24 protein-coding genes and 1 pseudogene are annotated in these 25,813 nt (G+C 46.2%); 8 read left to right on the forward strand and 17 right to left on the reverse strand.

Features of this window, described 5'->3' with window-relative positions; translation table 11 throughout:
* Positions 1 to 13: 13 nt before the first annotated feature.
* From WFI24_RS18325 to WFI24_RS18350, 6 genes are all read right to left on the reverse strand, one after another.
* Positions 14 to 799 (reverse strand): 2,3-dihydro-2,3-dihydroxybenzoate dehydrogenase, encoded by a 786-nt coding sequence (locus WFI24_RS18325; protein ID WP_336763070.1) that lies wholly within the window; start codon positions 797 to 799, stop codon positions 14 to 16.
* Between the two features lie 111 nt (positions 800 to 910).
* The gene (locus tag WFI24_RS18330) at positions 911 to 1,771 is read right to left on the reverse strand and encodes an alpha/beta hydrolase (RefSeq protein ID WP_336763072.1); all 861 of its coding nucleotides are present in this window, start codon (positions 1,769 to 1,771) and stop codon (positions 911 to 913) included.
* Between the two features lie 273 nt (positions 1,772 to 2,044).
* Complete coding sequence (locus tag WFI24_RS18335; protein ID WP_336763074.1) at positions 2,045 to 3,094, reverse strand: ABC transporter substrate-binding protein; 1,050 nt, start codon at positions 3,092 to 3,094, stop codon at positions 2,045 to 2,047.
* 49 nt (positions 3,095 to 3,143) lie between these two features.
* Complete coding sequence (locus tag WFI24_RS18340) at positions 3,144 to 4,358, reverse strand: AraC family transcriptional regulator (RefSeq protein WP_336763075.1); 1,215 nt, start codon at positions 4,356 to 4,358, stop codon at positions 3,144 to 3,146.
* 301 nt (positions 4,359 to 4,659) lie between these two features.
* Positions 4,660 to 5,406, reverse strand: a complete 747-nt coding sequence (locus WFI24_RS18345; protein WP_336763445.1) for a Bax inhibitor-1/YccA family protein — start codon at positions 5,404 to 5,406, stop codon at positions 4,660 to 4,662.
* A gap of 213 nt (positions 5,407 to 5,619) precedes the next feature.
* Positions 5,620 to 5,976, reverse strand: a complete 357-nt coding sequence (locus tag WFI24_RS18350; RefSeq protein WP_036612270.1) for a nucleotide excision repair endonuclease — start codon at positions 5,974 to 5,976, stop codon at positions 5,620 to 5,622.
* Between the two features lie 674 nt (positions 5,977 to 6,650).
* Between WFI24_RS18350 and pdxR the strand changes: the two genes are divergently transcribed.
* From pdxR to WFI24_RS18365, 3 genes and pseudogenes are all read left to right on the forward strand, one after another.
* On the forward strand, positions 6,651 to 8,102 hold the full coding sequence (pdxR, locus tag WFI24_RS18355) for a MocR-like pyridoxine biosynthesis transcription factor PdxR (RefSeq protein WP_336763079.1): 1,452 nt from the start codon (positions 6,651 to 6,653) through the stop codon (positions 8,100 to 8,102).
* 12 nt (positions 8,103 to 8,114) lie between these two features.
* A pseudogene (locus WFI24_RS18360) lies at positions 8,115 to 9,037 on the forward strand (D-alanine--D-alanine ligase).
* Positions 9,034 to 9,492 carry a GNAT family N-acetyltransferase gene (locus tag WFI24_RS18365; RefSeq protein WP_336763081.1) on the forward strand — a complete coding sequence of 153 codons (459 nt, stop codon included), beginning with the start codon at positions 9,034 to 9,036 and terminating at the stop codon, positions 9,490 to 9,492. Before WFI24_RS18360 ends, WFI24_RS18365 begins: the two are co-directional and overlap by 4 nt.
* 123 nt (positions 9,493 to 9,615) lie before the next feature.
* Here the strand turns inward: WFI24_RS18365 and WFI24_RS18370 are convergent, their stop codons facing one another.
* The 5 genes from WFI24_RS18370 to WFI24_RS18390 form a co-directional block, all read right to left on the reverse strand.
* A complete protein-coding gene (locus tag WFI24_RS18370) occupies positions 9,616 to 10,401 on the reverse strand; it encodes a glucose 1-dehydrogenase (RefSeq protein ID WP_336763083.1) in 786 nt (261 codons plus the stop codon).
* A gap of 229 nt (positions 10,402 to 10,630) precedes the next feature.
* The gene (locus WFI24_RS18375) at positions 10,631 to 12,139 is read right to left on the reverse strand and encodes a copper amine oxidase N-terminal domain-containing protein (protein ID WP_336763084.1); all 1,509 of its coding nucleotides are present in this window, start codon (positions 12,137 to 12,139) and stop codon (positions 10,631 to 10,633) included.
* 207 nt (positions 12,140 to 12,346) lie between these two features.
* The gene (locus WFI24_RS18380; RefSeq protein WP_274599293.1) at positions 12,347 to 12,475 is read right to left on the reverse strand and encodes a hypothetical protein; all 129 of its coding nucleotides are present in this window, start codon (positions 12,473 to 12,475) and stop codon (positions 12,347 to 12,349) included.
* 136 nt (positions 12,476 to 12,611) lie between these two features.
* On the reverse strand, positions 12,612 to 14,126 hold the full coding sequence (locus tag WFI24_RS18385) for a DUF1877 family protein (protein WP_336763087.1): 1,515 nt from the start codon (positions 14,124 to 14,126) through the stop codon (positions 12,612 to 12,614).
* Positions 14,123 to 14,617: a helix-turn-helix domain-containing protein gene (locus tag WFI24_RS18390; protein WP_336763089.1), complete on the reverse strand. Its 495-nt coding sequence runs from the start codon at positions 14,615 to 14,617 to the stop codon at positions 14,123 to 14,125. Before WFI24_RS18390 ends, WFI24_RS18385 begins: the two co-directional genes overlap by 4 nt.
* A 184-nt stretch (positions 14,618 to 14,801) precedes the next feature.
* Between WFI24_RS18390 and WFI24_RS18395 the strand changes: the two genes are divergently transcribed.
* Both WFI24_RS18395 and WFI24_RS18400 read left to right on the forward strand, forming a co-directional pair.
* Complete coding sequence (locus tag WFI24_RS18395; protein WP_336763090.1) at positions 14,802 to 15,266, forward strand: DUF4385 domain-containing protein; 465 nt, start codon at positions 14,802 to 14,804, stop codon at positions 15,264 to 15,266.
* Between the two features lie 102 nt (positions 15,267 to 15,368).
* Entirely contained in the window at positions 15,369 to 16,676 is a 1,308-nt protein-coding gene (locus tag WFI24_RS18400) for a VWA domain-containing protein (protein WP_336763092.1), read from the forward strand.
* Between the two features lie 23 nt (positions 16,677 to 16,699).
* Here WFI24_RS18400 and WFI24_RS18405 read toward each other — a convergent pair whose 3' ends face one another.
* A complete protein-coding gene (locus WFI24_RS18405; protein WP_336763094.1) occupies positions 16,700 to 17,515 on the reverse strand; it encodes an SDR family NAD(P)-dependent oxidoreductase in 816 nt (271 codons plus the stop codon).
* 243 nt (positions 17,516 to 17,758) lie between these two features.
* Here WFI24_RS18405 and WFI24_RS18410 point away from each other — a divergent pair, with 243 nt between their 5' ends.
* On the forward strand, positions 17,759 to 18,418 hold the full coding sequence (locus tag WFI24_RS18410; protein ID WP_336763096.1) for a TetR/AcrR family transcriptional regulator: 660 nt from the start codon (positions 17,759 to 17,761) through the stop codon (positions 18,416 to 18,418).
* Between the two features lie 132 nt (positions 18,419 to 18,550).
* Here WFI24_RS18410 and WFI24_RS18415 read toward each other — a convergent pair whose 3' ends face one another.
* The 4 genes from WFI24_RS18415 to WFI24_RS18430 form a co-directional block, all read right to left on the reverse strand.
* Positions 18,551 to 19,612: an LLM class flavin-dependent oxidoreductase gene (locus WFI24_RS18415; RefSeq protein ID WP_091035571.1), complete on the reverse strand. Its 1,062-nt coding sequence runs from the start codon at positions 19,610 to 19,612 to the stop codon at positions 18,551 to 18,553.
* A gap of 192 nt (positions 19,613 to 19,804) precedes the next feature.
* Positions 19,805 to 20,062: a hypothetical protein gene (locus WFI24_RS18420; RefSeq protein ID WP_076213784.1), complete on the reverse strand. Its 258-nt coding sequence runs from the start codon at positions 20,060 to 20,062 to the stop codon at positions 19,805 to 19,807.
* Between the two features lie 110 nt (positions 20,063 to 20,172).
* The gene (locus tag WFI24_RS18425) at positions 20,173 to 20,985 is read right to left on the reverse strand and encodes a class I SAM-dependent methyltransferase (RefSeq protein WP_336763102.1); all 813 of its coding nucleotides are present in this window, start codon (positions 20,983 to 20,985) and stop codon (positions 20,173 to 20,175) included.
* 151 nt (positions 20,986 to 21,136) lie between these two features.
* A complete protein-coding gene (locus WFI24_RS18430; protein ID WP_145324854.1) occupies positions 21,137 to 21,478 on the reverse strand; it encodes a zinc ribbon domain-containing protein YjdM in 342 nt (113 codons plus the stop codon).
* A 231-nt stretch (positions 21,479 to 21,709) separates the two neighbouring features.
* Between WFI24_RS18430 and WFI24_RS18435 the strand changes: the two genes are divergently transcribed.
* The gene (locus WFI24_RS18435; protein WP_336763106.1) at positions 21,710 to 22,861 is read left to right on the forward strand and encodes a VanZ family protein; all 1,152 of its coding nucleotides are present in this window, start codon (positions 21,710 to 21,712) and stop codon (positions 22,859 to 22,861) included.
* 92 nt (positions 22,862 to 22,953) lie between these two features.
* On the opposite strand, the gene WFI24_RS18440 is transcribed toward WFI24_RS18435, so the two are convergent.
* Positions 22,954 to 24,411, reverse strand: a complete 1,458-nt coding sequence (locus WFI24_RS18440) for a carboxylesterase/lipase family protein (protein WP_336763108.1) — start codon at positions 24,409 to 24,411, stop codon at positions 22,954 to 22,956.
* Positions 24,412 to 24,696: 285 nt separating this feature from the next.
* Between WFI24_RS18440 and WFI24_RS18445 the strand changes: the two genes are divergently transcribed.
* Positions 24,697 to 25,509, forward strand: coding sequence for a helix-turn-helix transcriptional regulator (locus tag WFI24_RS18445; RefSeq protein WP_336763110.1), 813 nt, complete (start codon positions 24,697 to 24,699; stop codon positions 25,507 to 25,509).
* The last annotated feature ends 304 nt before the right edge of the window (positions 25,510 to 25,813 follow it).

Consider the following 25,813-nt stretch of genomic DNA (forward strand, 5'->3'; position numbering starts at 1 on the left):
CTTATCTCTTGATTCAGGCACCGAGCGTGGCGCCTCCATCTACACACAGATTGTGCATTGTAATATGCCTGGCTTGATCCGATACCAGAAAGACCACCGCGTCCGCGATATCCTCTGGCAATGCCATCCTGTTTAGCGGTATGCCCAAACGGAAGGTTTGCGGTGAGCCTGCAATAACTGCCTGTGCGCCATGCTCGTCCTGCCACATGGCGCGCTGCATTGGCGTATCTGTTGAGCCTGGAGAGACAATGTTGCAACGAATATGCTGATCGGCGTATTCAAGAGCCAGACATTTGGTGAAGATGGTTGAGGCGGCTTTGGAGGCCGCGTAGGCTGACATGTGCATTCGCGGAACACTCGCAGCATTCGAACCCACGGTAACTACCGCGCCCGTTTGGCGTTCAGCCATATATCTCACTACCGCACGCGACATGTAAAATACACCGTGTGTATTCACGTCAAACGTCCTCGTCCATTCTTCATCCGTCAGCTCACTCACTGCCCCTGTGTGCAGCACACCCGCTGCATTCACCAGAATGCCAATGGGGCCAACGGTCTCTTCAATCCGTCGAACAGTATCCTCAACAGCTTGACGATCCGATATATCAGCAACGCAGGCTGTTGCCTGATGACCCTGACTGCGCAGATCGGTGACCAACTGATCCAGCCCAGCTTCCTGTCGATCCACCAGGGCAACGGTAGCGCCTTGTTGTGCAAGCAATCTCGCTACCGCTTCACCGATCCCTTGAGCGGAACCGGTGACCAAGGCTACTTTTCCATTGATTCCTGTGTAGCTCACCTCGTGTACCTCCCTTACTGCCTTATAACTGTGTTCTCCCCTAGACCGGAACATTTCCCAAACTGCAACAAGCCTATTCCTTGGCTCCTGTCGCCTCCTATTTCTGACCTTCTACGACTCCGGACTACAGGCAAAACGCATCGTGCGACTAATCAAAAATGGCAATACCGAGACATGGTTCTCTTCTTCGAACTCGGTGTAGGCGATATCCAGCCCCGGTTGCTTCAATGCTGATAAACGTTCCGTAAGACTGGATGCCTTGTCATTGTTGCGTGCTGGATGTGTCTTCTCCTGTTCACCCATACCAATCCACACCTTGACGTTCACCGGTTGCTGCTCCAGCCTTGCAATGAATTCCTGTTCCTCCGCCTGCATGACCTTCTGATTCCAGTGCAGCGAGGGACTGCCCGCAATGTAATATCGAAAAGCTTCCGGTCTCGTGAACAACGCATGGATCACGAACAAACCGCCAAGCGAATGACCAAATATAGCCTGTCTGTCCCGATCAATCCGAAACTGCTGCTCCATCTCCGGTTTCAGTTCTTCTTCAATAAACCGCAAGAACTCATCCGCTCCTCCTTGTTCCGGCAGAGGTGTACCATCGGATTTTACGGTATATTCCGTCGTGGCCTTTGGCGTAAAGTCATAGTATCGATGAGGGGAAAAGGGACCCGTAATCGGGTATCCGATGCCTACGACAATCGCCGGAAGCGCACCTGTCTTCTCCGGTCTGCGTCCCTGCACACGAACAGCTTCCACCATCGTTCCGAATACGGAATTGGCATCCAGCAGGTAGATCACCGGGTAACCGGACGGGGGCGGAGGTTCGGCAGGCTTGAATACCATGATCTGATAGTCATGATGGCCTGAACGTGATTTCATGGTCCATTGTTCGGCATGCGGGATCTGAACGGTACTGCGTGCGATATGCTCGAGGTTGCCAAGAGCGGTTGGATTAGGCTGAAACGTCATTACGGATGGGTCCTCCTCGTTGTTCTGCTTATATAAGTTGAATACTGAACTACACTTTATATATGAGATTGATTCTCATTACCAATTATAAAAGAGTGAATCCGGCTGTCCCATGGACGATATCCAGAAATCATTTTGATTATCTCCATATTTCCATATTTATGTCATATAATGTTCACGTTTCAATTACAAAAAAACTCCCTCATGGCGTACCAGGAACGCTGGGCTAACCATCCGATTCCGGGCACTCCAAAGGGAGCTGTACTATTCAGATTATTGTGTTAACGCCTTTAACGTATCATCGATAACATGACCGTATGCGATCAGTCCACCACCCAACCAAGGAGCTGGCTCGACAGCGTACACATGCCCCGCTTTCACCGCAGGCATACTGTTCCATACGTTCGTTTCCGTCATTTCCTTCATGCTGCCCGGCCCCTGTTCCACGGTGAAAATAAAGTCGGCATCAATCTCGGGTAATACCTCGGTGGATACAATGGCGCTGTTCTCCGATTCTACCAAGGCAGGCTTGCCGAGTCCCAGTTGTTCATATACGACGTAACCGCTGAAATAGTTACCACCCATCATGCTAATACCACGTGGGGCAAAACGGATAATCGCTGCTTTTTTGCCTTCGGCTACTTTCGCCAGTTCAGCTTTGGCTGACTCAACCTTGGCATGGTAGGTTTCAATGGCCTTTTCGGCTTCAGCCGTTTTGCCCAGAAGATCGCCAATGACCCGCAAAGATTTCTCTACATCACCCGACGCATTCGTGAATACGTAGGTCGGTGCGATCTTGGAATAACTCTCGTATACCCCATTCTCGGCGTATTGGGCCGTGTGCAAAATAATAAAATCAGGATTATACGACATCAGTGCTTCTGGCGAAGGCAATCCACTGGAGAAATCAAGTGTAGGTACATCGCTGAGTTGGTCCTGTAGATAAACATGCCCTTTCGTACCACTCGCCCATTGGGCGACTGGCTTAACACCGAGGGTTAGCAGGGAGTCTTCCAGATACGGTGCAAACACACGCTCTGTACTGGCTGGAACAATTACATCATGTCCCAAGTCATCTTTTACGGTGCGTTCACCCGTCGTCTCTTCTGCTTGTTCTTCCTGCACAACCGTCTCGGCTGAAGCCGGGGTTGAAGTTTCCGTTGCGGGTTGCTCCTCCTGAGTCGCTCCTGCATTCTCGGATGCTGCGCCACAGGCGGACAACAACCCTGTAATTAACAGCAGTAAGATTAGGGCTGAGAGCCGGGTACTGCGGAATTTGCTACCAACGGAACGTTGTCCGATGTTTTTGATATAGTGAAACATGTGATATCCCCCTTGATAAACATTCTCATTTAGATACAAGGATTATATGTCACGTTGCCTGGGAATCACCATGGACGTTATCCAGATAGATGTTTGGACAATATCCCGTGAAGATCAGTAGCGCTTCATCCAGCATGCGCATCACGCCTACAGCCGAATAATCAAACCAAGGGTCACCCGTAATTAGATGGACCTGGTACTGACGAATGGCCTTGAGCTGACGCCATGTAACCGAATGCTGCAAGCTAAGCCAATACGCCCGTGAAGCTGCTTCGGGGCATACCATTACGAGAATGCGATCAGGGTTCATTGCAGCGAGCTGATCCAGCGTTAATGGATTATTGGCACGAAGATCAGAGAATGTGTCCAGTTGCAGAGCTCCATACAACACTTCTTCAATACCCGGATTGCTATAGAGGTACAGACTCTGCCCGTAGATCCGCACGACGATCACTTTCTCCCGGCCCACTTCCCGCTGTACCGATTCACGTGCCTTCTCTGCTCGCTGGTTGTACATGCGTATCCATTGCTCCGCCTGTTCCTCCCGCTCCAGGAATGATCCAATCATGCGCAGCTGTGTTCGCCAATCGGAATGGTGTTTGGGGACAAAACAACAAGGCGCAATCTCAGCCAATTGGGACTGATCCTGTTCACTAATCTGATCTGTACCTACGATGGCATCAGGGCGAATATGAACCAATCGTTCCACATTGGCCTCAAACCGCCAGCTCGTGTACGGGTCCGTCAATTGCAGATGGGACTGGATCTCTGTACGATGTGCATTATAATAATACGCCGTCCATTTGGGATCGATGGGTGCAGCGACGGGGATCACATTGAGTGCCAGAAGCTGTCCGATCATACTGGAAGAGCAGGTGGCAATTCGTTTTCTGGCGTTTTTCGCATAGTCCGAAGGAGATACGCCAACTTCCTTTTTGAATTTACGGCTAAAATAGTACTCATCACTGTACCCCACTCTGAGAGCAATATCGCGAAGCTTGTATCTGGATTCCTTCAGGTATCGCTTGGCGCGATTAATGCGCAGATCAGTAAGATATTCCATTGCACTCTGTCCGTACGTTTTCTTGAACAGATCCACAAAATATTTCGGACTGATCCCCGCCTCGTAGGCGAGGTCTGCAATCGATAGAGGTTGATCGTAATGGGTATCCATGTATGTTTTAACCTTCGCAAGATCCGTCTTGGGACTGCGGCCGGTAAGAGGCTGGTGCACAGCAATCTGCGAATCATTTTCCAGTAACATGTGGCCACTCCTTTCGATCTGCTTGATCGGTTTGATATGTAGCTAAGAATGAAAACAGCTGGCGACTTAGTATCTTTCAAACGAGAATGATAATCATTATCAATAAAATACCATAACCATTTCCAGATCGTCAATCCAAATATGGTAAAATGTACACACCTCGTGCCTTGTCCTTTCCCCTCCTACTGTTCAAAAAGTTGCCTCTAGACTGCGTCCACATATACCAAAAAAGCCAACGACGTGAGTGACACGCGTTAGCTTTCATGAAGTTCAAACTATGATGATAACTCTAACGATAGGATTAATTCCGGCTCCGCAATTTGCTAAGCAGACGGATCATCTCAATGTACAACCATACCAGCGTCACCATCAATCCAAATGCGCCGTACCACTCCATGTACTTGGGAGCACCACGTTCAGCCCCACCTTCGATGAAGTCAAAATCAAGGACCAGATTGAGGGCAGCCACAATGACGATAACCACTGAAATACCAATGCCGATCAAGCTGTTATCATGCAGATAAGGAATCGTAATTCCGAAGAAACCCAGTACAAAGCTCAGCAGATACATGATCATGATGCCGCCGGTTGCAGCCACGACACCCAGCTTGAAGTTCTCCGTAGCTTTGATCAGTCTGGTTTTGTACGCCATCAGCAGAGCGATGAATACAGCCATGGTCAACAAGGCCGCCTGCAAGGTAATTCCGTTATACAGGGACTCATAGGTTGCGGAGAGTGCTCCCAGGAACAGGCCTTCTGCCACTGCATAGACAGGTACGAGATAAGGTGCCGCTACTGGTTTGAATGAAATCACAAGCGCCAGAATGAAACCGACGATTAATCCACCATAAGCCAGCGGCATCACTTGTTGTCCGTTAAAGAACATCATCCATGTTGCAAACGCACTGCCCAGCAGGATCACAAGCGTAATAAACGCTTTGTTCACCGTACCATTGATCGTCATGTAATTCTGATACCGATCTTCTCCATATCTTTTGTTTTCAAACGTGCTGTCTTTGAGTGTAGGGTTACCGCTACGACCGATCAACACAATCACCTCTTCATATGTATTTGGTATATCTGTGATTCTACGTTCTGTGATCCTAAGCTGATACTCTGGTGTTTCTACATTTTGATTTCTACAGACTACTCCCTGGCGTTCGTGTTCCAAAATGGTGCCAAGCGAAACGGGATGCAATCCTGCGATCACATCCTTCTCCATTGGCATAACACTTAGGACATATGTCCCAGATGAAGTTTCTTATTTGTACAAGACTTTATCTACATTGTATTTCGCACGCATCGTGTTAATGATATAGGTCTCGTAAATTTCACGATCTACCGGATCTTCAACCAGGCATACTTCAATCTTCGTTACTTCCTCGCGGTGATTCTTGATTGGTGATACGGTGTCTTCAAAATGCTTTTTGATGCGGGGTCTTAATTTTCGTGCTTTCCCGACAAACAACAACTCTCCAGCGGCATTGTAAAACATGAAAATCCCGCCTAGTTCCCGGGTAATCAGGTGAAAATCAGTAAATCCATAAATGTGACTAAGTTGTGGATCAGCCTGCTTCGTGATGGTTACATCCGGTGTTGGCACGGTAATATTAATCAATAGGCTCACTTCCTCATTATCTATAGGTTTAGATCTTATCACATATTATAAAGGGACACCATTTCATTCTATTAGAAGTACAATTCACGCAATTTTCGCTATTACGACAAATATTTCAAAAAAAAGGTTAACTTCCCTGATTCAAAGTGGTACTATAGGGGTATGAGGAAGAAATTGGGCACTGAGACATACGTCTTTATATCTACCTCCGTCTATTGTACCCTATGATTGAATATCTTTTTCATGCTGAATTCTGTTATGTGATCACGACAAGAGTACAGTTAGCAAGAACCTTAGCTTATAGATTGTGGATTCACCCTCTATTCGACCCTTGCAGCAAGCAAACGTAGAAAGACCTAGATTCATGATTTCACTGTAGATTTTAAGTATCACCTAGAAAGCCTGCAATTATAGCCGTACAGAAGTTAAATAGACACATGTAGAAGGTCAGATAGCTATCGATCCTAGAGAGACTAGTCATGCAATGCAACTGTAGAAATTATAGCAGCAGTACTATAGAAAATGGATCAAGTTTCACCACCCGGCCCCGGCATATTGCCTGGGCTTTTTTGCGTTTACGCGAACAACCAACCACTCCGGCAGGGAAACAGAGGTATCGTGGTTCTTTCTGCTGGGTTTATAATATGGCAAGATACCAGTAGAGGAGTGATGGGATGTATTCCGATCTGCAACTGACGGAGGACCGCCCTGTATATATACAAGTCAAAGATTATATGAAGCGATTAATGCTCAAAGGTGGCCTGCAAGCCAAACAAAAGCTGCCCTCGACCCGTGAACTCAGTACACTCATGAAGGTTAGTCGCAGCACGGTCCTGCTCGCATACGCCGAGCTTGAAGATGAGGGACTGATCTATGCAGTCAAAGGCAAGGGCAATTACGTCAGCGCCTCCATCGAAACACCTGAGGCTACAGCAAGCTGGGAACTGGACTGGACGACGAAGGTAAGTGAGTATGCGATCCAGGCAGAGCAGTACGATCTGATGAAGCATGGCTCCGGAGCAGAGCGCGGCGAGATCTCGTTCACCAGCATAGCACCGGACGAGAAGCTGTTCGATCTGCACAACGTGAAACGGGCTTTTCTGGATCGCATGTCACTTGAAGGTGAAGTACTGCTCAATTACGGATATGCGCAAGGATACAGACCACTGATGAACTATTTATTACGATATATGGAGAACAAAGGTGTCGACCTCCGTGGCAAGGACATCCTGATCACCAACGGATTCACGGAAGGCTTCGATCTCGTTCTTGGTGCGTTACGCAAAAAAAGTGGCAAAGCGCTCTGTGAGAATCCAACGCACCACACGGCGATCAAGAATCTAAAGCTGCATCAGTTCCACCTGACCGGTGTGAACATGGAGCCGGATGGCCTGAACTTGAAGCAACTGGAACATGAGCTTAAGGCAAGTCCATATGATCTGGCCTATCTTGTGCCCTCCTATCACAATCCGACCGGGATTGTGACATCCCCTGCGAAAAGGGCGGAGATTATCCGGTTGATGAACCAGTACCAGGTACCGATCATTGAGGACGGGTTCAATGAAGAATTGCGCTATTCCGGTTCCCACGTATCTCCCCTGATCGCCAGCATGGGCAGAGGGAACGGACTGGTGTATCTGGGCAGCTTCTCCAAAGTGCTGTTCCCAGGACTACGAGTTGGTTGGGTTATCGCGGATGCGGCGCTGATCGATTATCTGGAGAGTATGAAACGGGCACGCAGCATCCACACATCAACGCTGGATCAATCGCTACTGTATCAATATCTGAGCAACGGTAATTTCGAGAAATATCTGAAGCGGGCTCGTACGGAGTATAAGCGCAAATATGAACTGGTTGTGCGCTGCCTGAAGCAGCATCTGCCAATGTGCCGGATCTCCGGTGAGGGCGGCCTGCACCTGTTCGTGCAGTTCCCGTCCGAATACAGGACTCGTGAACTGCTCGCGGCTTGTAAGGTGAAAGGTGTAACGTTCACACCTGGAGATACCTTTTACCTGGAATCCGGTCAGGGTGTAAACACGATGCGTCTGGGTTTCTCCAGAGTCAGCGATGAGAATATACGCAAGGGCATTCGGATCATTGGCGAGACAGCAGCTCAAATGAGATAAGGAGGATTTCACATGAAAGTTGGCGTGATTATGGGCGGTACATCTTCAGAGCGGGATATTTCCCTGCTCACCGGACAGGAGATGATCAACCATCTGGATAAGAATAGATACGAGGTTGTGCCCATTGAGCTGAACACCAAGCGGGATCTAATCGACAAGTCAGCGGATATCGATGTGGCACTGCTTGCCTTGCATGGCAAATACGGCGAAGACGGTACGGTTCAAGGCACACTGGAATCCCTGGGTATTCCCTACACAGGTTGTGGCGCGTGCTGGCGAGCAGTGTATGCATGGATAAAGACATGTCCAAACAGCTCATGCAGCATGCAGGTGTGCTTACTGGAGAGTGGCTACGAGTGAGTCATATCGAGGAACTGTCCTCAATTGCTGTTCAACAATTAACGTACCCTGTGGTGGTCAAACCCAATTCAGGCGGTTCCAGCATCGGTACCCAAGTAGTGAAGGAGGCTGCCGCCCTGCCCGCTGCTGTGGAGGCTGCCCTCGCCTGGGATGATACGGTCATGATTGAACAGTATATCGAAGGTGAGGAGATCACCTGTGCCATTCTGGATGGAAAAATGCTGCCGGTGATCTCCATTCGTTCGAACGCCGAGTTTTTCGATTATTCTTCCAAATATGATGACCACGGAGCCGATGAGCAGGTTGTGCAATTGCCTGTGGATCTTCATCATCGTGTGGAAGCCGCGGCACTCGCCTGCTATCAGGTGTTGAAATGCAGCGTCTACGCGCGCGTGGATATGATGATTCGCGAAGGCTTGCCTTATGTGCTTGAAGTAAACACGCTGCCGGGTCTTACCCGTAACAGTCTGCTGCCCAAAAGTGCAGCCGCTGCAGGCATTTCTTTTGCAGAGTTGCTGGATACCATTATTGAACTTTCATTGAAAGAAAGACCCAAGGAGGAGATACGATTATGAGTCTGGACGTAACCATTAGACATAGTTCTACGACGGATCTGCAAGATATGGTCATTCTGATGGATCAACTCGGCTATCCAACCACTTACGCCGAGATGGAGGAGCGCTATACCCACATTGCTGCAGACGCTAACTTCACCACACTGGTTGCTGAAGCACGCGGACGTGTAGTTGGACTGATCGGATTACAGACGTCTTATCTGTATGAAAAGAACGGAAGACACTGCCGTATCATGGCATTGGTTGTACACGACCAGTTCAGGGGCTCAGGCATCGGCCGTCAGCTCATTCTGGAAGCCGAGCAATGGGCCGCCACGCATAATGTGGACTCCCTGTCTCTAAACAGTGGCAATCGTCCGGAACGTGAAGCTGCACATCAATTCTATCGTCAGATGGGATTCACAGCCGGGAGTACCGGATTCAGCAAAAAGCCGCAGATGCTACAACACACTTAACCTGCGGAAGATACGCTATCCCAAATATCACATCAAAAAGAACGCCCTACTCCGCACATTGGCGGAAACGGGCGTTCTTCGGTATATGTGTATGGCGCATAAATACGCGGTTTGATTATGGGATCAATATTTGGCTGACTGCGCACCATCAATTGGAATAATGGCTCCATTGATAAATGGTGATTCGCCAGACAGCAGGAAGGCAACGAGACGCCCTACTTCCTTCGGTTCACCCAAGCGCTTGGCCGGGTTGTCCTTCACGAACTCTTTGGATGCTGACTCCCAATCATTCGGATTGATCTGTTTGAACGAACCGATAACCATATCTGTCAGAATGGCTCCGGGGGCAATTGCATTAATGCTGATCCCGTGCTCGGCGTATTCAATCGCTGCATCTTTGGTCATGCCGGCTACGGCATGTTTACTCGCTCCATAGGCAATCTGGTTCGGCACGGCGCGAATGCCACCTACAGAGGACGTGTTGACGATGTAACCTTCGCCCTGTTTCTTCATCACAGGCAAGACGTGCTTCAACCCGTAAAATACACCCTTCAGGTTGATGTCGATGACTTTATCGAACATTTCCGTATCATAATTCTCGATCAGGTTTTGTTTGCCTTCAATGCCTGCATTGTTGAAAAATGCATCGATACGCCCAAATTCATTGACCGTATCACTCACATATTTCTTCACAGCTTCTTCGTTGGCTACGTCACCTTCAATTAGCAGAAATTCGGCATGCTTTACCTCTTCCGAGATCACACGCTTGGTCTCTTCCAGCGCCTTCATGTTCACGTCAACCAAGGCAAGCTTGGCCCCTTCACGTGCAACTTCCACAGCTGCCGACCGGCCGAGGCCGGAGCCCCCGCCTGTAATCAGGACTACTTTACCTGCAAATCGTTCAGTCATCTTTCATAGACCTCCCTATGCTTTTTTGACATCCTCCATACGAAGTACCCGTTTCTTCATTTGCTCTAATCAAACACGGATCTGTTACAACCATCATCTCAACCGGATTAGTATGCTTCCTCACTCGTTCTGCCATTCGTCTGGTCTGGCACGGAATCACACGACAAAGAGGAGCACCTCAAATAGGAGGCACTCCCCAATGCATTTAATTACTTTAAGTCATAGGAAATTAAGGACGGTCAATATAAATCCAGCCTGTTTCTTGTTCTTTATCTACAGTAGCTCCAAGGGATTCTGCCACAAAGCGCAGCGGCACATATGTCTTGCCGTCCTTGCCTACATAGGCGGATTCCACCAAGGTCACTTCTTTACCAGCTACCGTTGCCTTCTTGGAACCTACAGTCAGGACAATCTCATCACCAGTGATGTCATCAATGACAACGATTTGGTTCGAGCCTTTGGTCCATTTCACTTCAGCATCCAATTCCTCGGACACGTAGCGAAGCGGAACAAATGTTGTATTCTTAACGGTGATCGCTCCAGCGTATTCATCATCCGGGAAGAGCACTACACTTTTACTCGTGATCCCGGCTTCATCTTTCAGCAATTGATACGCCAGTGAATTGGAATCAAAATTGCGCAGCATCTGACCAGGCGTAATATCATCCTTTATCAGATCCATAACGCCGCCCGATACATCTACTTCATCGACTGCAACCGTTCCACCGATATTCCACTGTTCACTGTCTCCACTTACGGTTACGGAGTTCAGCGGCAGATCTTCGGAAGCTGGCAGTGCCACTTTCAGTTCAAAGTTTTGCTTGCGAACATCCAGCTTGCTGTCGAGATAGAAGTCCAATTTCAGTTTGGTTTCTGTGCCAAATACCGTTTTGAATTCAGGGGTCTCATTCAACAGGTTGTTCAGTTCCTGATCATAATTGACCAGCATACTGTCCAGTCCCACTTTGATCATGGCATACAGTGATGCAACAGCTTCATCTTTCGATTCAGGAACGATTGAATTCAGCGTGTCGTCTCCTCCGCCTTCTACCTCATTAACGGCTTCAAGTACAGGGTAGAACACATCGTACAGATCTCCAATCAGATCTTTCAGTCCTTGCTCATCCTTCGAAATACTCGTCAGGAATGGTTTGACCATGGCAAGCATCTCTTCACCACTAATCTCCATGTGCAGCTTGGAGAGGCTAAGTGCTTCGCCATTCACGGATTCCTGTACCGGTGTTACGGAGATGTTCTTCGGATTAGACAGATGTTTCAGGACAAAAGAAAACAGTTTCGGGGAAAGTTCCTCGAGTTGTTTCTCCAGAGCCTTCGTATCTACCATCGGAAGCGCTTGTGCATCCTGGAACGTATCCAGAGATATGTACAGCGGTTTCTCGGCTCCGTCCAGATCAATCACCAATTGGGACTCATTCATGGACAGGTGGAAAGGTAACTTCGTTCCCTCCATGCTCAGTGTACCTTTGATCGATGCTGTCTTCGCATCTTTCATTTTGGCTTGATCAATATCCAGGGATATGGAGTTAATAAGTTCGATCATTTCAAGGTCTTTCTCTGTAGCAAATTCCTTAGCCGGTTCTATGTTTATATTCATGGATTGTCTGGATTCACCGGACTTGATACTCGCGCCATTGGCCATTGCTTTACCAACGTCTACTCCACCCACAGCCTGACATCCTGTAAGAACAACCATTAATAATACAAGTGGCACTGCCATCCATTGGACTAACTTCCGATTCTTAATATGAACTCCTCCTTAGAAAAATATGGTTCATTTCCATTATGAAGGTATAGGTAATTCTTGTAAACGGATACGCAAAAAAATAAACCAAAAGGCCGGAACATGTCCGACCTCTGGTCTATCTATATTTCAGCATACGTAAGATTCGATAAAACTTCCTGCTTCATTATGCAATGCTGGGAGTTATTCTTGCTCCTGATCTTCTGCGAGCTTCTCATCCGTTTCTTCATCTTCCGCAGTTGTGGGAGTCTCGAATTGATCCGGCTCGTCCTCTTGAATCGCTTTGTTCTCTTCGTTCTGATCCTGTGTCATATCGCATTCCCTCTCTTCTACCGGATTGTCATGTCATCAAGGCCTGAGCCTTGTGTCTATCAATAGCCCGAATAGGCGTAATTCAAACCTGTCCCAGCGTCGGCCAACCATTTTCCATCATCATTTCAGTGCTCATTTAGAAAACATAAAAGACGATCCCATTTCCGCTTGCAGCCGTTGCCTGAAACAAGGCCTGGATATCATCCACGGTCTGAACGATCTCCTGAAATGTCTCTTCCGCATCCCAATCTTCCATAACAGGATAGACGCCTTCAGTGATCATCTGGTCCAGACTATACCGCTGCTTTAATTCTTCCGGTGTGAGCTGCTCCAATGCCATGTAGGCTTCCAGCACCTGCTCGTTACTAAGCAAAAACAGATCCATGTCCGAATAGTTTCCCAAGTACTGCTCACCTGCGAGAGGTACCACATAACCGAGAGGTGGTTCCCCCTGTACCAGGTTACCGCTCAAGGTGAACTGCAGCATCTGCCATGTTTTATCGATATCCAGATCAACTGCACAATCATGCACACTAACCTCGCCTGACTTGATAGATTCAATGAGCTCCTTCGTTACCACAAGATATCTGCCGGACATTCCCATACCGTTATCCCTCCTGTGTAATTCGTTCTGTTGTTCCCCATTAACCGTGCTTGATGTAAAAGAATCGGGGTATTGTGCCATATAGTGAATCAACTCATCAGGTATAGCCCACTTGAACACACTAGTCAGTAGAGGATTACGAAAAAAGGATCGAACCGCTTCCATATTTATGTCCGCTGAATAATCTTCAAATAGGAGATCTTCTCGCTCCCCTGATCGACACTGCAGATTTGCCACCTGTGCAAGCGAAGATTGTTCAAAGATGAAGTCAATCATACGAATAACAACAGGTTTTACATACTTTGACGTTGTTAAATGTACTTCCATTCGCTGCAGATCATAGATTAAGGAAAATACCGTATCTTCGCGTTTGGCAGAAGCCAGTACCTTGAAGAGTGCGTCTGGATTATCAAGAAATGTCCCGGAATTAGTATAAATGTCGGCAACACATGAAAACCGATCCATTGAATTCTTCTCATAATCGTCCCATTGTGACCATACATTCTGCCCTGACTCCAGTTCACTTATTGCATCACTATATGCGGTATTTGTAATTACTGGCGCCTCCAAAGGCGCGGAATGCACACACATATGACTCTGGAGAAACTCCACAATTACATAATTCCCGGTGCGATCTGCGATTAAATAATGCAACTGGGAAGTGCTCTGATCTATTCGGATTTTCCCCGCTGCCTCCAATGCTTCATCTACAGTACTGCATGTATCCAAAAGATACTGTATCCACTGAAGCTCACTTACAACTGGAAGGCCGTCTTCAGCTGGATAATGGGTCGACCATAACGTGGTCTGTTCAATCACAAGCCCTGCTTCATTTATTCCTCCATTGGGATTCTCCTTCCCTACTTGAGAAACGGTTAGACTCCCATAGACTGAAGTCCATGATGCAGGAAGTGATGGAGGCATGATCAAGGCAGTTTTGTGCAGACCACGTTGATTTGTGAAAAGATATACTCCATCGTAGATCACATCCTGATTTTTGCAGACCCAAAAGTTCTCTTGAGATTTCACTGCGAATGCTGTGCTCATTTCTCCCCCTCCTGATGTGAGAAGGGTGCAGATACACTTGCCATGGACTCCGCTTTACTAAGCCATTCTTCAGAATGTATGAGCGTTTTCTCGCCTCCTTGTTCAATGATCGCTGCAAATCTCGCAATTAAAGCCTGCTTGTGTTTCTCCCGCAGCAACTGGAGAAGCTTCATCTCGTAGGCTTTTTGCTCCTCTTCTTCCCCTTCCTTCTCTAACTTCTGTTGAATAAAAAGGATCTGTACATCCACTGTATTTTCAGGTGTGAGATCACGCAAATAATGTTGTCCATCAATCAGCACTTCATGTTCGACATGAAAATAATCGGCCAGTTGTTGCAGTCTATCCTTAGGAATTGGTCGACGTTTCTTGACCCAGTCATTAAATTGCTGTGGAGTGAGCCCTACCTCTTTGCACACCTGAGTGTAAGATAACTGGTGAATATGAGCCAAGTACTGCAGTACCGTCATTGAGGGCAATGAAACTTGATTCATGCACAACACGTCCTTCACAAATGTATTTTATTAAATCGACATATAATATGTCATTATACAGGAGACATATTATATGTCAACAACGCTTATTCACTTATTTTCATCCTTAATAAGACCGGGTAAACGATAGTACAGATTACAAATTGTTGACGGGAACACATATCATCTCAAGGAGGGCATACAAATGAAAAAATTTGATTACAGCCTCAATTATGAAGAGCTAGATCTGCGCAAACATCCTGAGCTGTACACCGTAGGCCGGGGCGAGCAGGGTGTTCTCATGGTTGAACCGTACAAAGGCGAGATTCTGCCACACTGGCGGTTCAAGACACCCGAGATTGCGACAGAGTCATCGGAGAAGATCTATGAGCTATTTTTGGAGTATAAGAAAAAGGGGGATTTCGTGGGTATGGATATGGCTCGCAAATTTCTCCAGATGGGTTATACACGGGCCAGACGGTATACGAATCACAAAGGAGGACGCAAATATTCGAAGGAGGATGGCTCGATCCTGCCCTATCAGAATGATAAGGTGAAGGCAGAAGCGGCAGCCATATTCAAAGCGCAATGGGAGATTGCGAAGACGGATCCAGACTATGTGGAGATGAAGAAGCAGCATCGGGAAAAGTACGAGTCAGAGCAGACGTAAGAACATCGGGTAAACGATTGACTTATGGAAACTTTTGTCTCAGAATCTATCTTGTTACTGTTCATTTTCACCCATTATATTGGAGAAGAGAGGCATCCGATCATGACCGATTCGTTCATTCAATTAAACTCAGGACAAAATATCAGCATCAACGAATGCGAGCAAATTCAGGTAACCATTCAGTGTACATCAACCCCTTCTCCCTTGGATGTTAGCTGCTTTATGGTGAACGAAGAAGGAAAAGTTCCATCTGACGACTATTTTGTATTTTATAATCAGAAGGCTGATCCTCACCATAGTGTACTTCTGCAACAGGCAGAGGAACTGCAATCCTCTTTTGTACTGGATACGAATCAATTACGGCAGGCTCCTGTGGAAAAATGTGTGTTTACGGCTACTCTGGATGCGAGAGGCACATTTGCCGATGTTCAGGCATGTCAGGCGATTGTACAAGCGGGTTCCCAGCAGATTACCTATGAGATCACGCAGGTCACAGCGGAAACAGCACTTATTTTCATTGAAATCTATAAGTATCGTGACGGATTCAAAGTTCGTGCAATTGGACGAGGTTTCTTTGGTGGGTTGCAGCCGCTGGCAGAGTCATTTGGTGTTGAGATTGAGAGTAACGACACCTCGGAAGCTGAACAGGTCCTTCTCACGGCACGTGCTGAAGTTGCAGCGACCTCTCCAGAAGCCCCGGCATCTGTTGCTGTACCGAGTACGAATCATGCACCGCTAAACCTTACCAAGATCGATCTCCTCAAGCGTAAAGTAACCCTGTCTCTGCAAAAGAAAAATATTGAACCTATACAGGCACGTGTTGCCGTCGTATTCGATGCATCAGGCTCCATGTACCATCTGTATCGCAAAGGCGTTGTGCAAGAAGCCTTCGAGCGTATCCTGGCGATTGCATCAGCGTTTGACGATAACGGAGAGTTGGACGTCTGGTTCTTTGCCAAAGACTTTTTGCGTGCCCCTAGCGTCACCGCCAGGGATTTCGAGAATTATATTGAACGCACATATACGCTCGGAAGCAAAGGCGGTACCAACAACGAACCTCCTGTGATGCAGGATGTCATTCGCAAATACACGATTGAGGAACCTAATGTGAAGATCCCAACGTATATTATCTTTTTTAGCGATGGTGGAGTCAGTCAAAAAGGGAAAATTATGCGGCTTATTACCGAAAGCTCGACTAAAAATCTGTTCTGGCAATTCGTTGGCCTGGGGCAAGCCAATTACGGTATCCTGGAGAATCTCGATGATATGACTGGACGTTTCATCGATAATGCTGACTTTTTTGCACTGGACGACATCTCCAAGATCAGTGATGAAGAATTATATGATCGTCTCCTTACCGAATTTCCAGACTGGATGAAGGAAGCTCAGGCCAAAGGCATTTTGGCCTAAAGCGTTCATCTCATATAAGTTATTCAGGCTTGCACTTTCTCTGCTTTACCACTCTTGGAACGTGGCCTTAGCATACTTCCTACGATTCGCAACATGGACTTGCGTGGCATGAGGCGGGAGAGCTGCGCTGTCCAATAGTTTTGGGCCCCAGGCACAGCATAAGGTTTGCCTGACTCCAGCGCCCTCATGGCCACTTCCACGACATGCTCCGGTGTATCACGTTTGCCCACGGAGGCCTCTTCAGCGCCCACTACATCAAAGAACGAAGTCTCAGTTGAACCCGGACATAGCGCTAAGAACTGAACACCACGCTTCCTGTTTTCTTCATATAAGGCCTCTGTAAAAGAAAGTACAAATGCCTTCGTCGCTCCATACACAGCCATATACGGATCAGGTTGAAAGGCAGCCGTTGAAGACACATTAATGACAGCACCATGTTTCTTCTGCAACATGCCTGGCAAGAAAAGATGTGTCATATTGGTCACGGCCAACACGTTCAACATAATCTCATCCTGCTGCCTGGAACCATCCACCTGTTCAAATAACCCATGAGTAGCGAATCCAGCATTGTTGATCAATATATCGATCTGTATGCCCCGATTCTGGCATTCCTCATATACGCTCCGTGGTGCCTCTACCTCAGAAAGATCCGATACGATTACCTCAGCCCTCACTTGATATGTACGCTCTATTCGTTCTGCCAGTTGTTTCAGTTTGGACTCCGTTCTGGCCACCAGCACGATATTTTTACCCTTGGAAGCCATTTCGAGTGCAAAAATCTCCCCGATACCTGAAGAAGCACCTGTAATAAGTACCCACTCATGTTGATCCTTTTTCATTTTTCATCCATCCTCTAATTATAATTGGAATACACGTTTTTACTAAGAAACGTTGTTTCTGTATAAAACCATCGTAACCACAATCCACGATCCTGTCAAATCATAATTGTTAAATTTGAAATTAGAACATGGTGCTTCTTTTCTAATTAAATTGACGTTAGCCCACGTAAAACAGTAGAATGACCTTAAGAAACGGAAACGTAGTTTCTGTTGAACAACAATACGGTTACGAGGATGAAATCAATGAAGGATCATAATTCAGGTTCCACGGAATCTGCACATACAGTAACGACCTTTCAGCAAGCCAGACTCCAGCACTCGGATAATCTGCGGCAAAATATTGTGCATGCTGCTGCAGCTTTACTGCAAGAGCATGGACCAGAGGCCGTCACGGTACGCCGTGTTGCTGAACGCATGGAGTGCTCCACCAAAATCATATATAACCTGTTCGGCAAAAAAGAAGGGTTAGCCAAACATCTATATTTAGAGGGATGTTCTCTTATGTCCCAGTATTTTGAAGCTATACCCCGGCAGGCATCGTTCGAACAATATTTCCGTGATCTGGCCTACGTCTACTGGGACTTCGGCATTTCGCAATCCAGCTTCTATCAGCTGATGTTTGGAGGTTCTTTTTCCGAATTCAAACCGGATGGAGAGACCTTGCAGGGAACAGCGACTGCATTGAAGCAAGTGTCTGCCCTGGTGGAGATAGCCATTGAACAGGGAATGATTCAGGTACAAGATCCCCTGCTTGCGGTACGCATGATCTGGGCTCCTTTACACGGTGTTATTCATCTGTACTTGGGAGGCCATATTGAGAGCCAAGAAGCAGCCAGAACCCTCTATGATCATACGGTGTCGATGGTCATACATTCCCTTATAGATACATCTGCAAATGGATAAGCATGGAATCTGTGCTGTATTTGAAGCTTTTAGAATTTAAACGAAAAAGGAGCAGATCCATTGGCTTAATGCGCCTAGGGCATGCTCCTTTTCTTTGTTCACTATCTAATAACCATATTGATTTACAGCTGATTAACGTGCCTCTTGGTTCTCGGCTTCCCAACGTGCAATTTCCTTGCGCACGATTGGAGCGACTTCTTTACCAAGCAGTTCAATTGCTCTCATCACCTCATTGTGCGGCATGGTGCCGAGTGGGGTGTGTAACATGAAGCGGGTAATCCCGACTTCTTTGCGCAGGTAAATAATTTTCTGAGCTACCGTCTCCACATCACCTACATACAATGCACCTTCAAGGCTGCGCGCCGCATCAAATGTCGCACGGCTGTAGTGTCCCCAGCCACGTTCACGGCCCAGTATGTTCATGACCGCTTGAGCTGGCGGGAAGAATTTCTCCACAGCTTCGTCTGTTGTATCGGCAATGAAGCCGTGAGAGTGAGAAGCAACGGTCAACTTGGAAGCATCATGTCCCGCATGTGCAGCTGCTTTCTTGTACAGTTCCACCAGTGGTGCGAATTGTACCGGACGGCCACCGATAATGGCAAGCACCAGTGGCAAACCGAGCAATCCTGCACGAACAACGGACTCCTGATTACCGCCACTGCCAATCCATACCGGAAGTTTCTCCTGTACAGGGCGCGGGTAGATGCCCAGATTGTTAAAGGAAGGGCGATGTTTCCCTTCCCAGGTTACTTTTTCCGAATCACGCAGTTTGAGCAGTAAATCCAGTTTCTCGTCAAATAGTTCATCATAATCGTTCAGATCATAGCCGAATAGTGGGAACGATTCGATAAATGATCCCCGCCCTGCCATAATCTCTGCACGCCCATTCGAAATGCCGTCCAGTGTCGCGAAATCCTGATATACCCTTACCGGATCATGCGATGATAGCACCGTTACCGCACTCGTCAGGCGAATATTCTTCGTCTGTGAAGCTGCGGCCGCCAGAATGACAGCTGGTGATGAAGCCGCATAGTCAGCACGATGATGTTCCCCCACGCCGTATACATCCAGACCCACCTGATCTGCCAAAACAATCTCTTCAACGACATCGCGAATGCGCTGCGCATGACTGATAAGCTCTCCTGTTTTTACATCCGGATTCGTCTCCACAAATGTACTAATTCCGATTTCCATTGTCTGTTCCTCCCTGGTATGAAGCGATCCGTTGTTCATCTAACCTATTGTAAGTAGATCACCTTTTGTTATGTATCTTAATATTGAACTATTTTGATGAAAAACACAAGTACCCTCTGTTTCCAGAGGGCACTTTTATAATTATTTTCTATAGATTATGGCTTGGTCAAATTCCATAAACCTCTAAAATTTTCATCGAGGACCTCTCATGCCAACATATCGTTCTCTTGCCACAACTTCTGGACGTGAAGTGTGAAAAAAGCAGTATTCCCGTTTGGGATCTTCCTGATGCAATTCACCATAACGTTTTAGTGCCTTTGTAGAATCATCAAATGAATCAATAACAGCCATCTCTTCAATATAACGCTGGCCTTCTCTTGAATGCGCCTTGGTTGCCTCAAAAACGACCCATTCATTTGGGAATCGCTCCTGAACTTCCTTCCATTGCATATTGACACCTCCAGACCATTTGATAGAAATATTATATCATGTGCAAACAGCATTCCATGGGCTGAAATTCTAAATTATATACATTTTTTAGAGCATTGCCTGTAAATCTATTATTTCTTTCTCCCAATGTACAGCAGGTGCGACGAGATTCCCAATATGGAAGGATCTTTGGCCGCTTCAATCATATATTGCATAAGTTCATCATACTCGCCGCGTTCTTGCCAGTGTTGTAGCTGCTCGTCCGTGAGCATCGCTCTAAGGCTCGATGAACCAATCAAATCGACAGTTTCGAAGTTGTGCTGTTCCATGAAGGGCGTAACGTCCTGAATATTGAAATAGTATGCTCCCGTAAATCGTCCTTGATCCTGATGATCGAATATACCCTTTTCCACAAAAGAACGGATTGCTCCCATATGGTCATTTGGCTTCCAATGCTGCGGAGATTGTAACGAATTGATACTCATGCGCATTCGGCTCTGCATCGCTATATACACCATGCCCCCCGGCTTGGTCACACGATACAACTCCTGCACAGCAGCCACACGCTCCTCATCTGTCTGCAGGTGATACATAGGCCCCAGCATGAGGGACGCATCATAAGTCTCGTCAGCAATACCAGAGAGCGAAGTCGCATCTAGAACATGGAATCCATTGAATTGCTGTGTCAAACCGAACTCTTGAGCCTTTTGCCGTGCAATATCTACGGAGGACGGTGTCAGATCAGATAAAGTGACCTGGTACCCCAGTTTCGCCAGCTCCATGGCATACTTCCCCGGCCCAGCGCCATTATCCAGAATATGACCGTTGGCAGGAAGATACTCTCTGATGTAATGCATGTTAATGATGAATTCAATCGGTTCCCGCTCCAGTCTCCCCCACTCATCAAACCCGGAATAATATTTAATAATATGATCTCTCTTCATCGCTCTGACACCTGCCTTTTCTGATATGTAGACCACCCAAGCATGTTCAAAAATTAAATTCCAACCAGTATATATCTACTAAATATTTCCTGTCAAACAAAAAACGTTCAATTCCCGTTGGATACGGAACTGAACGTTTCTCGATCTTATCTTATATCTTTTTCACAAACTCGGATTTCAGCTTCATCGCACCCAAACTGTCAATCTTGCAATCAATATCATGATCCCCATCAATCAGGCGGATATTCTTCACTTTCGTACCCTGTTTGACCACGAGTGAGCTACCTTTTACCTTCAGATCTTTAATGACCGTAACGGTATCGCCATCACTTAGCACATTTCCGTTGGCATCACGGATTACTTTTGCATCCTCTGCATTCTCATTTTCCCCTTCTGGAGACCATTCATGCGCGCACTCCGGGCAAACCAACAGGTTACCATCCTCGTACGTGTACTCCGAATTACATTTCGGGCAGTTAGGCAAATTAGACATATGTATTAAACTCTCCATTCTACGATTGGCTTTCCCGCAAGTATACGGGATTTCGGCGGTATGTTCCATACGCTTGCTCACTGCATGAATGGATTTAAACCAAATTTAAGGTTCATGCCTCCCTCACTTTAAGGGTAACTACTTATGATGTAACTATTAGATACGCACTACAAATGCATGAATTCTGATGAAATTCACTATATTTTTTTGATATCAAAGGAGTGCCTACTCATGTCTTCATATGTTTTTCCGGTGCAAGCGGCATTTGCTATATTTGTCGTCGCGGCCATGTTTTTGCTGGTGCCGTGGTTGATCTATGGTTATCGTAAAGACGGCTTCTTTAGTTGGTCGCGGTTTGGCGTCAGCTTTTCCTTTATCTTTTATATTCTGGCTGCCTACTGCCTTGTCATTCTCCCGTTTCCGACTACGCGAGATACCTGTGCACAGCAAGCTGCTGACACGATCTACTACAATCTGGTTCCATTCACTTTTGTCAAAGACATCATGAAGGAAACACCTGTTGTATGGTCTCAGCCTTCCAGCTATCTCAGCATGATTCAGGGCAGAGCCTTTCTGCAAGTTCTATTTAACGTCCTGCTTCTCATGCCGCTAGGTGTGTATATCCGTTATTTTTTTCAAAAGAGATCGTTCTGGAAATATGCTCTACTGGGTGGCTTGGGGCTTTCCTTATTCTTCGAGATCACTCAAATCACCGGATTCTACGGGTATTACAACTGTCCCTATCGCTTGTTTGATGTAGATGATCTGTTATTGAACACTTCAGGAACATTGCTTGGATTTGTCACAGCCCCCATTCTACTCGCTTTGTTTCCATCCCAAGCAAGTATCCAGGCGAAAAGTGAGCAGATCGTGGAGCAAAATCGCGTGTATCCCGTACCACAACTGCTTGCATTACTTATCGACGGTGCGGTAGTCGTGCTGATTACCAATGTGTTGTCCATCTTCACCCCGTCCGATGTAATTCAAGAAGCACTGAATACATCCATCGCGATGGTCATCGTACTGTTCTTCATTCCATGGGTACGGAGCGGAACAACACCAGGCTCAGCTATTCTGCGCTTCCGATATGTGAATCGCCAGAGCGGCTCACCGACCATCGAATCATTATTTAAAAGACTGCTCGCACTTTACACGCCGTGGTTCGTGATTACAATCATCCGCTGGGTCAATGATTATGCCTTCACAAGTAATGAGGATGTAATGCTCCGGCCTTATCAAATATTGCTTTCCCTGGGAACAGTCGGTGTCTATATGTTGGTCTATGCCGTGCTCTTCATTCATGTCTTCATTGTGTTGTTCTCCCGTGGGAAACGTTCCTTCTACTTCGATGAGGTATCCCGCACGCGAGCCTCTCGTAAATAGCTAACATGTCTGTTAAGCACTAAGCTTCCATGCACTGGTATCAGAAAAAGGCGACTTCCACTTATACATAATGGAGTCGCCTTCTTTTTGAACTACAGACCCAGTAACTTACGCTTGGATGCTTCAGGATCATGCACAACTTTAATCTCATGGTTGAAGATCAGTGTCGCGCGATCCTGCTCATAAGCTGGCCAGTTCACACCTGCAACCTCAGGTTTGCCATTCTTGGCAAAAGAAATCCATGCATCCTGTACCTTTAGAGCAAGTACCAACGCAGCTTCGTCGGGCTCCGCATTCATGAATTTAAGGACATGCAGTGTATTGAACACAAAGAACATTTCGATGCTGTGAATTGCTCTTTTCAACAGGGGATGTTCCGGCATGACCCAATCAAAACGATACATCCACACTGGCGCATGTTGTTGTTGAGCTGCTGCATACTGTACCGATGATCGCCAGAAATATAGATCGGTCATGACCTGCGCCTGACCATCTGCCGTTTTGGGATAACGATCTGCAATAGCTGCACGATTCTCCAGATCCGGCGTCATAAAGTCTACGGCTTGTACCATATCGATCTCTGGTGAATAGGGAACATGCGGCTGGATGAACAGCGAACCTTCATGCAAAGTTGTACCGATCAACACAGGAATATCCTGCGCCGAACCCTCGCTTACCGCCTGAAGCGGTGTCTGAGGGAGAGTTACTCCATCCAGTACAGGCTGGAATAACAGAGCCATTCCTGCACCGCTTTGCTGTTTGATGGTCTCTCCAGCTGCCATGATCTGCTCCGCCGGGATTTCTTTTAGTTTCTGGAGATTATCTGGATCTACCCCAAGAATCTTCAGCATCCCATCTCGAACAGCAGATGCTTGTTCTGCCGGCATGAACTGTGAGGCTCCACTTTGCATAATGACACGATTGAACAGTCCTTTGGAGGCAGGCATAGCCGTCAGAGCTGCGATACTCATGCTACCTGCCGATTCTCCAAATACCGTGACTTGGTTCGAATCACCGCCAAAAGCAGAGATGTTATCCTTCACCCATTGCAGTGCCGCCACTTGATCCAACAGACCGACATTTGTCGCAAATGAATCGCCAAGCGGAGACATATGCATGAATCCCAGTGGTCCGAGTCGATAGTTGATCGTAACTACGATCAAGTCACCCCGAAGGGTCAACTGTGTCCCATCATATACAGGGAGACTTCCGGAACCGGATACGAATGAACCACCGTGAATCCACACCATAACAGGCAGTGGTTCCGTGCCCTTTTCCTTAGGCGCCCAGATGTTCAGATATAGACTATCTTCTGACTCATTCGGGGTTCCTGTCACGCCTTCTGGCTGATGCTTTCGAGGTTGTATATTCTCAGGTCCAAATTGAGTGGCCTGTCTGATTCCATCCCATGACTTGGGTTGTACCGGAGCCTGGAAACGTAATTCACCTACTGGGGGTTTCGCATAGGGAATGCCCTTCCATACGCTTGCACCATGCAAAAGCTCGCCTTGAACGGTACCGTACTTCGTTGCAACTTGAAGTTCTCTCATGCCGCTTCTACTTCCTCTCCATGAATAGGTTAGACTAACGATTACTAAGTTCATGTGTACTTATTTGAGTATAGTTTGTACGAACACCCATTTACAACTTTACCCAGACTTATGTAATACTACTACGTTTCACGTGGAACTTTTATATAATTATTATGGAGTTTAACTTGTCACTAGCCAGCGAATCTTTATAGCTAAAAAATTACTAATTAGTAGGTAATTTGACTTAAAGAAAAATTTACCATACATTTATAATTTATTAACTAATGATTAAGGATGAGTAATATGAATTTAATTAACAATCCCCAAACGGTAATTCCAAAAAATTGGAGCTCAAAATCTTCCTTCTCTCAAAAACAATGGTTAGATTGGCAAGCAGACTATAAAGCCAATATAGCTACAGAACTTAAAATGCAAATCTCTCATAATGAATTGAAAGAGAGACTATACCTAAACAGAAAAATAGTAGACCTTTTTAAATTTAAAGTAGGTATGTTAGAGGGACAACTTTTTTATTCACATCTCTTTTTTCTGGCGGATTCAGAAGGAGTTATACTGGATATTATCGGAGAAGAATCTCTCCATAATGGACTTAGACTATTAGTGGTTAAGTTAGGAAGTTCAATGGCAATGGAATCAGGAGGGGTTAATGCAATTTCTATTGCTTTAGAAACTGGAGAGAATATATTCCTTAAAGGTGACGAACATCAACTGGTCCCCTTCAAAGAATGGCTATGCCTCTGCTGCCCAATTAAAGTTCAAGGGAAAACTATAGCCTTTCTGAACTTCTCTCGTTCAACGCCATTTGTTTACGATAGTATATTTGCTCTAGTTTACTCCATTGTCTTTTATATTGAATTCGAATTAGAAAAGGATTTGAATGATCAGAATCGAATACAAGCATTATTTAGTACATACAGTTTTACCACTAGAGAATGTGAGGTTGCTACTCTTTGGTTACAGAACAAAGGGGCATTGTATATAAGTGAGAAACTGGGGATCACTGAGGGAACAGTTAGGAATTTTGTGAAGAAAATATATACGAAATGTAGTGTTAATGATCGTGGAGGCTTTATACAAAAGTTTTACCAAGCTTAAGTAGTTATTGGAAAAGGCTTTTAAACAGAAAATTTCGGAATATATTTTGATTGAATGAAAATAACATAATTCAAAAACCTGCTTCTGGATATCAGTTAAGCAGGTTTCTTTTTTATCCCTTCTTTGGGGAAACAGCAACTCCCTATTACGGGAGAACACTTAACAATTCTCTTGTTTTAATAAGGAGTACTTGTTCCTTGCCAAACAATAAACTTGGTTCACAAGGATTCTGACTTAAGATCTACTGATTATTTTCTAGATTTTCTGAGCTTTAGAAACTCTACAATAATAAATGAAATTATAA

It is taken from the genome of Paenibacillus sp. USHLN196, assembly GCF_037144955.1.
GTDB lineage: Bacteria > Bacillota > Bacilli > Paenibacillales > Paenibacillaceae > Paenibacillus > Paenibacillus xylanexedens_C.